Annotated in this window: 11 protein-coding genes; 4 read left to right on the top strand and 7 right to left on the bottom strand. The window is 62.9% G+C overall.

All coding sequences use genetic code 11. The features are described 5' to 3' along the window. Positions 1–2: 2 nt before the first annotated feature. From R4P70_RS07330 to R4P70_RS07320, 3 genes are all read right to left on the bottom strand, one after another. Entirely contained in the window at positions 3–1220 is a 1218-nt protein-coding gene (locus R4P70_RS07330; RefSeq protein WP_019744840.1) for a lipase family protein, read from the bottom strand. 15 nt (positions 1221–1235) lie between these two features. Next, positions 1236–2879, bottom strand: a complete 1644-nt coding sequence (locus tag R4P70_RS07325; RefSeq protein ID WP_019744841.1) for a Na+/H+ antiporter — start codon at positions 2877–2879, stop codon at positions 1236–1238. A gap of 106 nt (positions 2880–2985) precedes the next feature. Then, on the bottom strand, positions 2986–3177 hold the full coding sequence (locus R4P70_RS07320) for an antitoxin (protein ID WP_003940164.1): 192 nt from the start codon (positions 3175–3177) through the stop codon (positions 2986–2988). A 180-nt stretch (positions 3178–3357) separates the two neighbouring features. Here R4P70_RS07320 and R4P70_RS07315 point away from each other — a divergent pair, with 180 nt between their 5' ends. Then, the gene (locus R4P70_RS07315; protein ID WP_133727926.1) at positions 3358–4500 is read left to right on the top strand and encodes a GGDEF domain-containing protein; all 1143 of its coding nucleotides are present in this window, start codon (positions 3358–3360) and stop codon (positions 4498–4500) included. Between the two features lie 6 nt (positions 4501–4506). Here R4P70_RS07315 and R4P70_RS07310 read toward each other — a convergent pair whose 3' ends face one another. Next, on the bottom strand, positions 4507–7011 hold the full coding sequence (locus tag R4P70_RS07310; RefSeq protein WP_019744843.1) for an HAD-IC family P-type ATPase: 2505 nt from the start codon (positions 7009–7011) through the stop codon (positions 4507–4509). A gap of 137 nt (positions 7012–7148) precedes the next feature. Between R4P70_RS07310 and R4P70_RS07305 the strand changes: the two genes are divergently transcribed. Next, complete coding sequence (locus R4P70_RS07305; protein WP_069146434.1) at positions 7149–7736, top strand: hypothetical protein; 588 nt, start codon at positions 7149–7151, stop codon at positions 7734–7736. Between the two features lie 36 nt (positions 7737–7772). On the opposite strand, the gene R4P70_RS07300 is transcribed toward R4P70_RS07305, so the two are convergent. Beyond that, positions 7773–8888: an MBL fold metallo-hydrolase gene (locus tag R4P70_RS07300; protein WP_019744844.1), complete on the bottom strand. Its 1116-nt coding sequence runs from the start codon at positions 8886–8888 to the stop codon at positions 7773–7775. Between the two features lie 62 nt (positions 8889–8950). After that, a complete protein-coding gene (locus R4P70_RS07295; protein ID WP_019744845.1) occupies positions 8951–9682 on the bottom strand; it encodes an enoyl-CoA hydratase in 732 nt (243 codons plus the stop codon). A 112-nt stretch (positions 9683–9794) separates the two neighbouring features. On the opposite strand from R4P70_RS07295, the gene R4P70_RS07290 reads away from it, so the two are divergent. Both R4P70_RS07290 and R4P70_RS07285 read left to right on the top strand, forming a co-directional pair. After that, positions 9795–10898, top strand: coding sequence for an NAD(P)-binding domain-containing protein (locus tag R4P70_RS07290; RefSeq protein WP_317830600.1), 1104 nt, complete (start codon positions 9795–9797; stop codon positions 10896–10898). After that, complete coding sequence (locus R4P70_RS07285) at positions 10895–12337, top strand: phospholipase D-like domain-containing protein (protein WP_060938182.1); 1443 nt, start codon at positions 10895–10897, stop codon at positions 12335–12337. The genes R4P70_RS07290 and R4P70_RS07285 overlap by 4 nt, the downstream gene beginning before the upstream one ends. 4 nt (positions 12338–12341) lie before the next feature. Here R4P70_RS07285 and R4P70_RS07280 read toward each other — a convergent pair whose 3' ends face one another. Beyond that, positions 12342–12878 (bottom strand): hypothetical protein, encoded by a 537-nt coding sequence (locus tag R4P70_RS07280; RefSeq protein WP_229756536.1) that lies wholly within the window; start codon positions 12876–12878, stop codon positions 12342–12344. Between the last annotated feature and the right edge of the window lie 70 nt (positions 12879–12948).

Genomic DNA, 12948 nt, shown 5'->3' with positions numbered 1-12948 from the left:
ATTCACGACCCGCAGGTATTCGGTGCCGGAACACCTGCAAATCGATCCTTCACCCACGCAACAGCTCCCGGCACAGCGGCGCCGTCCGCGTGACCTTCGCCCGGTCGCGCCTGGAATTCGATGACGTCACCCTCGGCGCAGGCACGTTCGACGGCCGCCTCGGTCCATTCCGGACGGATGAGGTTGTCATTGGTACCGACGACTACGTACATCGGACCGCTCGCGCGTTGACGTGGGAGAGCAACGTCGCTGAGCCACGCGTGAATTCGGTCCGCGTCCTCGGCGGTAGCTGGCCGGGTGTCGGCGGGCGTCACCTTTCCGACAAGACCCAACTTCTCCGTCGCGCGAGAGGTCAGGCACGAGGTGAGCAGGTCGTAGTTCTGCTCGAATGCGCCGCGCACGTAGTCGGTTCGTTCGAGCTCCGGATGGGTGAGGGACAGCCCTTCGAGTACATAGGGCAGCAGCAGTTGCTGAGGCAGTGACAGATTCACCTCGGAATCACTCGAGATGATCGGCGAGATGTCCGCTGCCGGGGACAGGTTTGCTGCACCGACGAATTCCAGTCCGTCGCCGTAGGTGTCGGCTTCCTCGGCCGCTGCCCAGGAAGCCTGCCCGCCTTGGGAAAGCCCCAGAGTTGCCCACCGAGTCGAGGTGTCCGGAACGACGTTGCGCGCCGCTCGAACCGCGTCGATGACGTTGAACGCCGCGGTGTCCGGTTGCAGGTAAGGATGCGGGTCCGGAGTGCCGAGGCCCTCGAAGTCGGATACAGCGACCACGTATCCCGAGTCGAGGAACGGCGCGACCAGGCCGATCGTGCCGAAGAGGGTCGGCGAGGTCGACGGCGCACAGTCGTCCGAAATACCCGTCGTGCCATGGCCGATGGAGACGATCGGCCAACCGCCCTCCGGCGGCGTTCCAGGCGGTGTGAACACGGTTCCCGATACCTGGGTCTCCCGGCCGTCGATACCGGAGGTGGAGCCGTACAGGATTTTCACCGCGCTCGCTCCGGACGCCGCCACTTCGGCTGTGCTGGTGAAGGGTTCACTGTCGAACACGACGCCGCGTTGCGCGCTGCTCTCGACCGGCGGGGTAGTCGTGGTTGCGTTGTCGGTGACAGAGACATCTGGCGAGGCATCCGATCCGCAGCCGACGCTCACGAGGAGCGCGCTCGCCACCACGACTCCCCAGCCTGCGCGAACCCTCGAACTCCGAACCGTCATACGCAGTGTTCCCCTCTATTTGCCCGCGCTGCCTGCTCGGCGACGCCTGACACGTTCCTCGGCTGCGGCCTCTTCGATGTCGAGTCCTTCCAATACGGTACGCAATACCTCGTCGTCGAGATCTCCGTCGTCGCGCGCGGCGATCAGTGCGACTCGCTGCGAGCGAAGGGATTGATGCCGGAATTTGTCGAAGAGCGCTCCCGCATTCCACAGGGCGGCCTCGCGATCGGCGTCCTCGTCGACCTCTTGGAGTTGAAGCCTCGCCTGCATCGAGCGGCGTACGCGCTCGACGATTGCCTGCAATTCCTTTCCATCGATCCCGGATGGAGGGTGCGCGGCCGCGTCGGCCAACGCCTTCTCACCGGCTTTGCGAGAAATGTTGCGTGCCAACTCCATCTGTTCCTGGGTACGCAATTGTTCATAGGGATCCGCGACGTCGAGACGACGAATCAGGAACGGCAAGGTCGATCCCTGGATGAGCAGTGTCCCGACCGCGACGATGAACGCGATCGCCTGAATGACGCCGCGTCCGGGGAACGGCTCGCCGGACGAGAGCGCGAACGGGATACCGCCGGCCGCAGCAAGAGTGACGACACCACGCATTCCCGCCCACGAGACCACCAGATTCTGTTTCCACGTCAGTTGATTCTCGCGATCACGGCGCAGGGTTACACCGAATCGCACACGGGAGTAGCTCAGGAACAGCCACACCGGCCGAATCACGATGACCACGGCCAGGACTGCCAGACCGTACGCGAACACGTGAAGCACCGGAAGTCCGTCGGCGACAACATCGTCGATCACGAAGCTCAGTTGCAGCCCCATGTACGCGAAGACGAACATCTCGAGGAGCGTGTCCAGGCTCGACCACACCGAGCGCTCCTGCAGCCTGGTCATGATCGACGCGTCCGTCGAATAGTGCCCGATCACCAGACCAGCAACCACGACGGCCAGAACACCGGACGCGTGTAGTTCTTCAGCGGCCAGGTAGGCAGCGAACGGAAGGACCAGCCCCAAGCCGGTTTCGAGTGGAGAGTCGTACATGCGGGCGCGAACGAACTTGACGACAAACGCGAGCACCAAGCCGACGACAACGCCGCCGATTACTTCGTACGCGAAGAACAACAGGGGGGAATCCGTCGCAATTCGCGTTCCGGTCACGGCAGCGACCGCGACGGTGAAGAGGGTCAGCGCGGTCGCGTCGTTGACGAGCCCTTCGCCCGTGAGGATGGCGATAACTCGTTTCGGGAGCCCGAGTTTCTGACCGACCGCCACCGCGCTGACGGCATCGGTCGGCGCGATCACAGCTCCGAGCACGAGGGCGGCGCCGATAGTGAACTCGGGAACCATCCATTCGGCGAAGAAGGCAACCACGAACGCCGTCACCAGCACCATTCCGACGCCGAGACGCAGAATGGGCGCAAGGTTGCGTTTGAAGGTCGCGACCGAGAACTTGAGAGCGGCCGAGTAGAGAAGCGGCGGCAGGACCACACCGAGAATGACGTGGGGGTCCAGTTCGGGCCGCGGCATACCGGGGATGAAGGAGGCGACCGAGCCCACGGTCACCAGGACCAGCGGGGCCTGCAGGTTTCGTCGATTGGACAGCCCGGTGACTGCGATGGCGGCAATGACAACCAGCAGAATCCAGGTGAAGTTCACGCGTTCATTCTGCCCGCCGACCCTGGGAGTTCACCCAGCGGACGCACAGAAGCCCGCAACCTTTTCGGTTACGGGCCCCTGAGCAACGGTATGGCCGAATCCGGTATTACTGCTTTTCGGGAACAGCCTTCTTGGCGGCCTCGGCTGCCTTGTCGATCTGATCGCCGTACTTGTTGCCGGTCTTGTCGTCGGCGATGTCGGCGACCTTGTCGATCGCGTCGTGAACCTTGTCGGAGTTCTCCGCTGCGAGCTCCTGGCCCTTTTCGACCAATCCCTTGACGTTGTCCAAGAAACCCATGTCCGTGTCCTCTCCCGGTGCTGACGCACATCCTTCGGCGGAATCGTTCCTCCGCGCCCTTCGATTCTCACAGGTCGACGGCCTCTACGCCAGAAAGCAGGTCCGTGCGTTCGAGCCGCGCGCAACTCGAGGTAGCGTTAACCCGCCAATAGCTGATTGACCACCCATCGACATCGACAGGTGCCCGGATTGAATGCAGGACTGCGCGGGACGGGGAGCGACCCCCACCCCACGCGTGAACTGCTGTCCCGGTGGTGGTCGGATCGCACCGATTACACCTGGCTCCCCCGATTCCTCGACACTCGCGGGCTGACCGTTCCCGGACGGAAATTGGTGGCAGTGTGGTGTTTCCTCTTCGCCCTGATCGCGGTGACCATGCAGTTGAGCCGCTTCGGTTCCGATTCCGCCCTTGCACGGTCCATCCTCGCAGTCGGGACCATCAGCGGGGTGTATGCCGGTTGCCGTTGGGTGCGAAACGAATCGTGGCCCACCTGGCGCCAATCCGTGGCCTTTGTCGTCTGGGCCGACCTCTGGCTCGCCGTCACGCTCTTCTTCGCGGTTCGCACAGCGTTCGTCGGAACGCTGGGTTGCGTCCTGTTCATCATGATCGGCTTCTACGCGGCGATAGTTCACAGTCCGCGTGTTGCCGTGACCCACATCGGCTGGGCTCTTACTGTCTGCACGACGCTCGCTGCCATGGCGATGTCCGAGCCGGTCAACGACGACTGGGTGGTCGTGAATCTCTATCTGATGGTTGCCGGTGTGGTTTTCTCCACCGCGTGGATTCTGCAGATCGTCTGGCTGCGCCTGACCGACGACGCACGCAACGCCCACCGGGACTACCTCACCGCGACACTCAATCGCCGCGGACTCCAGGACGAGGCACAGCATCTGCTGCGCAGTGATCGAACGCAGGCTCTGATCGCACTGCTCATCGACGTCGACTCGTTCAAAATCCTCAACGACACGCACGGTCACGTAGCAGGCGACGACGCGTTGACCGCTGTCGCTGACCGCCTCATCGCTGCCGCCGGGCCCGAGGCAGTGGTGGCGCGAATCGGCGGCGACGAGTTCGTCGTCCTGCGCGGAGTCGATCGAGGAGATATCGAACAGGTCGCCACCGAGATACATTCGGCGGTCTCGTCCGACTCCGATCCCTATCCCGTATCCGCCAGTACCGGCGTCAGCGTCTACCTCTGTCCCGAGACGGACTTACCGGATCGGGCTGTCAACGAACTGATCGAGCACGCAGACAATGCGATGTACCGGGCCAAGAAGCGCGGCGGCGATCGCATTGCCTGGGTGCAGATGTTCAGGCGCTGAAACTACTTACTCACTGTGGGCATGGTGGTGCTCGCCGGGCAGGTCGTCGGGCGTCGCGAATATCTTCCGCTTCTCCCCGTGCAGGCGTGCGCTGATCCACCACGAGAGTTCCACGAGCACAACGCCGATAGCACCGAGGGTGATCGCGAGCGTCGTCGCAGCGACGTTGCTCGGATCCAGCTTGAAGAACTCACGAGTGAACGGCAGCGCGAACAGGATGAGGTACCCGGCAACCGAACCGCCGATCAGAACGAGCTTCCACCACACGTACGGCCGAGCAACGACGGCCAGGACCCACACGGCGATCATGATCAACGTGATGAGTGCACTGGTTCCGGCCTGGATCTTCTGGGTTTCCGTCTGGTCCGGGCCTTGGTAAGCCAACACGTAGGAGATGAACGTAGTGATGCCGATGATCAGGCCCGACGGCAACGCCAGACGCATCACGCGGGACACGAAACCGGTTCGCGCGCGCTCGTTGTTGGGTGCCAGAGACAAGATGAAGGCCGGGATACCGATCGTGAACCACGCCGCGATCGTGACGTGGCGGGGCAGGAACGGGTACGGCAGCGGTTCGAAGTCGAAGACCTGGGACAGGACGCCGGTGATGCCGATCAGGAACGCAAGCACCACCGAGTAGACGGTCTTGGTCAGGAACAGATTCGACACACGCTCGATGTTGCCGATCACTCGGCGGCCTTCCGCGACGACGTACGGGAGCGTCGCGAACTTGTTGTCCAGCAGCACGATCTGGGCCACGGCTCGGGTCGCCGGACTGCCCGAACCCATCGAGACTCCGATGTCGGCGTCCTTGAGGGCGAGCACGTCGTTGACGCCGTCACCGGTCATCGCGACGGTATGTCCGCGAGACTGCAAGGCAGCGACCATTTCCCGCTTCTGATCCGGTCGTACTCGACCGAACGTCGTTGCTCCGTCGAGAGTGTCCGCCAGCTTTTCCTGATCGCTGGGAAGATCCCGCGCGTCGATGGGACGGTCACCACCCTCGAGCCCGAGGGAACCGGCAACGGCGCCGACGGAAACCGCGTTGTCGCCGGAAATGACCTTGACCGCGACCTTCTGGCTCGCGAAGTACTCCAACGTCTCCTGCGCGTCCGGACGCACCTTCTGCTCGAGTACGACCAGAGCCTCAGGGGTGACGGTGCCCGGCGCGTCGGCGTCGTCGACGGGAAGGTTGCTGCTGCCGAGCATGAGGACACGAAGCCCGCTCGAACCCACTTCTTCTGCCTTGCGGGCCATCTCCGAGTCTGGATCGAGCAGCACGTCCGGGGCACCGAGCACCCAGTTGCCGTGACTGCCGTACGACTGGCCACTCCACTTCTTCGCCGAGGAGAACGGCGCGAGCGCGGTGGCTTCGCCCCAGCCGGAATCGTCGGAGAGAGACTCGCGAATCGCCAGAACGCTCGCGTTGGGGCGAGGGTCGGACGCGGCCATCGCGCTCAACGCGGACTTGACTGCAGACTCCCCTGATCCACCCGGTGCGACATCGACCTCGGACAGACGCATGCCGTTCTCGGTCAGCGTTCCGGTCTTGTCCGCGCACACCACGTCGACACGGGCCAAGCCTTCGATCGCCGGCAACTCCTGAACGAGACACTGGCGCTTGCCCAATCGGATGACCCCGACCGCAAAAGCAATGGACGTCATGAGCACAAGGCCTTCGGGAACCATCGGAACCAGCGCTGCCACCATGCCGTTGAGGGCGGGTCGGATCGGCAAGCCGATCGTGAAGAGCTGATTGAAGATGATCAGCGCTCCCGCCGGAATCATCAGATAGGTGATGAATTTCAGGATCTTGTCGATACCGCTGCGCAGTTCCGAATGCACGAGGGTGAACTTGCTCGCCTCTTCGGCCAGCTTGGCCGCGTATGCATCTCCACCGACCTTGGTGGCGCGGTACGCGCCGCTGCCTGCGGCAACGAAACTGCCCGACAGCACTTGCTGGCCGCTCGCCTTGTGAACCGGATCAGCCTCACCGGTGAGCAGCGATTCGTCGACCTCGAGTGCGGCAGAACTGACCACCTCACCGTCGACGACTATCTGGTCACCGGATCCGAGTTCGATAATGTCATCGAGCACAACATCTTTGGGCGCCATTGCCACGGCAACGCCGTCACGCCTGACCATGGGCTTGGCCTGACTCACGATGGCCAGAGCGTCGAGCGTGCGCTTGGCGCGGATCTCCTGGATGATGCCGATACCGCTGTTCGCGATGATCAACAACCCGAACATGCCGTCGATGATCGAACCCGTCGCGAGCACGATCACCAACAACACGGTCAGGATCGCGTTGATGCGAGTGAAGACGTTGCCGCGAATGATGTCCTTGACCGAGCGGGACGCCCGGTCCGGTACATCATTGGTTTGTCCCGACGCGATCCTTGCTGCAACCTGATCGGCGGTCAGACCGCGGGCGACGTCGACGTCGTCCGGCAATCGCTCAGGCGCTACCGCCACTGCTGTCTCTTCTGAACTGGTGTGCTCGTGAGCCATGGTCAAAGATTACGCACCCGGAGCAACTAATCAGGGTCGGACTCGTGTGGCAATGACGGCTACACGAAGATCACACCCGTGGGCCGCGGTTCTGCGATGCTGGTCGGAACGAGCAGAGAAGGCCATCGAGGAACGGTATGAAATACGTCTACAACGGTCTCGACGAGGCGCTTCGGTGCGAACGGCCCGTCGACCTGCCGATTTCTCTCGACCTCAACCGGACCGACAACGTGGTTGTCTGGTTGTCGGCGATTCGGGTCTACTCGTTCGGGATGATGTTCGCGATTGATGCCCGCTACGAGGATCCGGCACTATCGCTGAGTCTCGGCACTTACGACGGGCGTCCCACGTTCACACATTTCAGCGCGCCGCTACTCCTCGGCCTCGGTTTCGCGGACGGATCATCGGTGACCACCGCGCAAAGAACGCGAGGCTCGCTGCTGGAGTTACGCACGGCTGAAAGCCGCTCGGGCTCAGTGCGCGGTGAGTATTTGCTGGCTCCGATGCCGCCTGCCGGGCCGATCGATGTCGCAACTGCATGGCCTCAGCTGGGAATGGACGAGAAGGTTGTCACCCTCGACGGAGAAGGCATCGCATCCGCATCCGAAAGTGTCACACAACTATGGGAACCGAAACGACAACCCGATCCCGACCTCACCAGTGAACACGTGACACATCAACTGCAGTACCAACGTGGGGGTTGGTTCGGAATCCGACTGGATTGAGGAAGATCCCGGGTGACTTTCGAGCAAGGGCCGCAGTCAGCCCAGCGGTATCCACCACTTCGACGGCGGTGTCGGTGACAACGCGTCGATCCTGCCGCCAGGCATCGGGACCGACACTGTTGTGCCCGCCTCTGCGGCCGACTCGTTGAGGCGAATGATCGGCTCCGACCACGAGTGAAACGCGAGGTTGAAGGTCGCCCAGTGGATCGGTACGAAGACACCGCGCGATCCGTCGCCCTTGTTGAGGTCGATGTGTGTCTGCACTGCCTCTTCCGGATTCATGTGAATGTCCGGCCAGCGCACGTCGTACGCGCCCACGGGGAGAAGCGTCAGATCGAAAGGCCCATAGGTTTCACCCAACTGTTCGAAACGTGATGTGTATCCGCTGTCTCCGCCGAAGAACACCCGGTGCTTCGGACCGGCGAATACCCACGACGCCCACTGCGTCGTGTTCCGGACGAGGCCACGACCGGAGAAGTGACGAGCCTCGGTGCACGTGAGAACCAGGTCGTCGATTTTTGTCGACTCGTCCCAGTCCAATTCCACGATCCGGTTCTCTGGCACCTTCCAGTGCCGCAGGTGAGCCCCGATACCGATCGGAACGACAAACGGAGCGGTCTGGGTGCGAGTCAGAATCTTGACCGTCGCCATGTCGAGGTGGTCGTAATGATCATGCGAGATGACTATCGCATCTACCGTCGGTAGATCAGCCAAGGCCACGGGAGTGGGATGCATACGTGCGGGACCTACTGTGGCCGAGGGTGATACGCGTTCGCTCCACACCGGATCGGCGAGAACGCGGTAACCGTCGACCTCGACGAGAACACTCGAATGGCCGTACCACGTCACGGCCGCGTCACCCGCTACCGACGGCGCCAGCGGAGTTGCCAACGGAATCGGCTGACGCGGCCGACCCGTCGACCCCCGTGTAGCCATCGACTTGAACATCCCGGCATCGGTGCCCGGAACCAGAGTGCTGCTGGGCTCCGAGTTGTGGAACTGGCGGTCCCGGTATCGCGGGGACATCGCCGCATACGGTTGCACTGTGTTTCGCGACGCCCCGATCTGCGTCGGGATTCCCCATGCGGCTCGCGCCACCCACCCTGTCGCCGCGGCAACAGCCGCAACTCCCAGAACCGTCGTCTTCTTCATTCAGACGAGCGTAGCCACTATCTGTCCCGCGTGCCTGGTGCCTGTTTTCCCTGCAACGAGCTTTACTTTCCCTTGAATACGGGAGGGCGGTTCTCGATGCGGGCGGCGCGGGCTTCCTGGACGTCCTCGCTGAGCCAGGCGGCGTGGAGGGCGTCGAGTTGCTCGGGAGACTGTTCCTCCATGGTGCCGTCGTCGTTGAGAACCATCTTCATGTGCCGCAACGACAGCGGTGCGAGATTGGCGATGCGGTGCGCCCATTCCTGAGCGTCGTCGAGGGTTCCGAGCTTGTTGGCGAGACCGCGCGTGAAAGCTTCCTCGGCGCCGATCTGTTCGATGCCGAGCAGAATGGTACGCGCCGGACCGCCGCCGACCAGCGACGCGAGCCGACGCATGGTCCACTTGTCCACCGAGACTCCGAGGGTGGCCGCGGGGATTCCGAAGCGAGCGGTCGGTGCCACGACGCGCAGATCCGACGCGATGGCCAGCTGGGTACCGGCGCCGATGGCCGGACCGTTGACAGCGGCAATGACGGGGATGGGCGCCGTGTCGATCGACCGGAGCATTTCGAACAAGCGGTCGGTGAAGCCCTCCATGTAGACGTCGCCGGAGAGGTCCGCGCCTGCACAGAACGCCGATCCCTCACCGGTGATGACGACAACGTGCGCATGCTCGGCGACTGCCGCGTTCATCGCGTCCCGTATTGCGATGCAGAGTTCGGCGCTGAGCGCATTACGACGCTCGTGACGCTGCAACTCGATGGTCACGACGTTGCCGTCACGGGAGAACCCGATCATGTCCGCTCACTTTCGTTTCTGGAAGGCTCGACACACGGGAGTTCCGAGGCGCCGCTACCGTCCGCATACTTCTCTGCAGCTAAGTTCTGTACATCAGGAGGTTAGATTACCGATGAGTACAGACGACCTTGCCGCACAGCAACCACACCCGGTTGACGTGGTGGTGATCGGCGCGGGACAGGCCGGACTCTCCGCCGCGTACTACCTGCGCAAGTTCGGAATCGAACCCGAATCGGGGTTCGTGGTGCTCGATCATGCGTCCGGTCCGGGTGGAGCGTGGCAGTTCCGCTGGCCGAGCCTGACACTGAGCACCGTCAACGGTGTGCACGACCTCCCGGGGATGTCCTTTGCGGAAACCACCGGTACAGACGCCGAACAAGTGCCTGCATCGGTGGCGGTCCCCCATTACTTCGAACTGTACGAAAAGCAATTCGAACTTCCCGTCCACCGCCCGGTACACACACGGGTGGTGTGTCCGAGGGAAGAGCGACTGCGAATCGAAACCGACCAGGGAGTGTTCGCGGCGCGAGGCTTGATCAACGCGACGGGAACCTGGGAGCGCCCCTTCATCCCCCACTATCGCGGGGCCGAGTCCTTCCGTGGCCGACAACTCCATACGAAGGACTATCGAACCGCTGCGGAGTTCGAAGGCAAACATGTTGTGGTGGTCGGCGGCGGTATCTCGGCCGTCCAACTGCTCGACGAGATCTCACGCGTCACGACCACTACCTGGGTGACGCGGCGCGAACCCGAGTTCCGCGACGAGACGTTCACGCCGGACATCGGCCGCGCTGCGGTTGCCATGGTCGAAGATCGTGTACGACGCGGCCTGCCACCGGGATCCGTTGTCTCGGTGACCGGCCTCCCCGTGACGCCTGCCATCCAGGCAGCGCGAGAGCGCGGTGTGATGAATCGTCTGCCGATGTTCTCCGAAATCCTTCCGAACGGCGTGAAGTGGGCCGACGGTACCGTCGTCGACGCCGATGTCATCTTGTGGTGCACCGGTTTTCGTAGCTCACTCGATCACCTGGCGCCGTTGCACCTGCGCGGACCGGGTGGCGGAATCCCGATGACCGGGCGCCTCGCCACGCAGGTCGAAGCCGACCCTCGCGTACACCTGGTGGGATACGGACCGTCGTCGTCGACGATCGGAGCCAACCGCGCCGGCCAAGCGGCGGCGCGCGAACTGACCGCGTACCTGGGAATCGGCGAATGAACAGAATACTGATTCCGGGCGAAACCTGCTGGCGCATCGAACCGGCCGACAATCTTGCCTGCATCGTCGACGCCGCTGACTACTTTCATCATGCGAAGTCCGCAATGCTGCAAGCCGAGAAGCGAATCATGTTGATCGGCTGGGACTTCGACACGCGCATCAAACTCGAACCAGGCAAGCAGACGCTCGACGGCCCCAACCGATTGGGAATGTTCCTCCGCTGGCTGGTCCGCGAGAAACCCGACCTCGAAATCCTCGTACTCAAATGGAACATCGGCGCGTTCACCGCAATTGGGCGCGGCATGACTCCCGTCTTCGTGTCCAACTGGCTGACCGACGAGCGCCTTCGGTTCGAGATCGACGGTGCCCACCCGGTTGGTGCGGCGCACCATCAGAAAATCATCGTCATCGACGACGCTCTGGCATTCTGCGGCGGCATCGACATGACGGTGGACCGCTGGGACACCTCGGATCACGTCGACCGCAACGACTACCGGATCACACCGAGCGGAAGACGTTACGGCCCTTGGCATGACGCAACCACGGCGGTCGACGGCAATGCTGCCGCGGCCATCGGCGAATTAGCGCGGGCACGCTGGAAATCCGCAACCGGAGAGGACCTCCCACCGGTCCAGAGCACTGCGACGCCGTGGCCGGTCAATTTGGCTCCTACCTTGCGCGTCGTCGACGTGGCCATCGCCAGAACGCTGCCGGAACTCGGCGAACGCACAGAGGTACGCGAGATCGAGGCGCTCTATCTCGCGGCCATCGCCGGGGCAGAACACACGCTGTACATCGAAAGCCAGTACCTCGCCTCACGCACGCTGGCCGAGGCGATTGCCGCGCGTCTACGTGAGGCCGACGGGCCGGAGATCGTTCTGGTCATTCCGCGCAATGCCGATGGATGGCTCGAACAAAAGGCGATGGACGGGGCACGCCACGACCTGCTGCATTTGCTGTGGTCGGCCGATATCCACGACCGGTTCGGTGCGTTCTATCCCGTGACCTCTTCCGGCGCACCAATTTACGTGCATGCCAAGGTCCTCGTGATGGACGATCGCCTCCTGCGAATCGGGTCGTCGAACCTCAACAACCGTTCGATGGGCTTCGACACCGAGTGCGACATCGCCGTCGAATCCGACGACGACGCAGATGTCGAGTTGCGCGCCTCGATCATCGGATTGAGGCGCCGGCTACTCAGCGAGCACCTCGACGTCACCGAGGAAGAAGTCGACGACGCGTTGGGTGAGCAGTCACTGTTGTCGACGGTTCGCGCTCTCTCGACCTCCGACGCTCGCAGTCTGCGCGAATTCGACCGGAATACAGTCGACGGCGAAGACCACGTGCTCGCTGAAAATGCACTGATGGATCCCGAGCGCACGCCGCCCAGACTGAGCGATCGAATCGAAGGATTGCGCCGCCTGCTCGGCAAACGCTGAGACTCTAGAACACGCGCACGCAGTGCCCGGCTGCCAGCGCGAGTTCGACGAGTGTTGCACCGTGAACACTCGGGACGAGCGCGATGAGAAACGTATCGCTGTCGCTGTCGAGCCAGGCAAGTGAAACGCCCGTCTCGGTGATGTTGTCGCCGACTCGAGCGAGAAGCGATTCGAGTCCGGCAGCTCGATCGAAGGCCATGGCAACACTCTGCGCCCACTCCCACGATCCTGCGGGCGCCGACTCGAGCGCTCGTAGCTGACCGAGAACCTCGGCAGCGTCCTCGTTCCAGTCCACCCAGACCAGGAGTTTTCGGTCGTGCAACGCGTCGACGAGAGCAAACCACGCCAATTCCGGGTGCGGCTTCTCGAACGTCTGTGAGTACAGCTCGTTCTGTACTTCGACATACCGTTCCGGATACTCGATCGCGAGCGTCACCCGGTCGATGACAACAGCGCTGTCAGGGGCGAGCAGTTCGGCGATCGCGCGCAACGCGTCGCGAGCAGGTCCACCCACTATGTCTCCAAGGTTCGATTCGGTCATCGGTGCGGTTTCCACAGTCTGACATGCGAGTGCGCCTCGTTCGGACGTGTCCTCTATGTCAGGTCCTGAG

It is taken from the genome of Rhodococcus sp. IEGM 1241, from assembly GCF_033142365.1.
Taxonomy (GTDB): Bacteria; Actinomycetota; Actinomycetes; order Mycobacteriales; family Mycobacteriaceae; genus Rhodococcus_F; species Rhodococcus_F erythropolis.
This window is presented reverse-complemented; position numbering and strand designations above follow the sequence as displayed.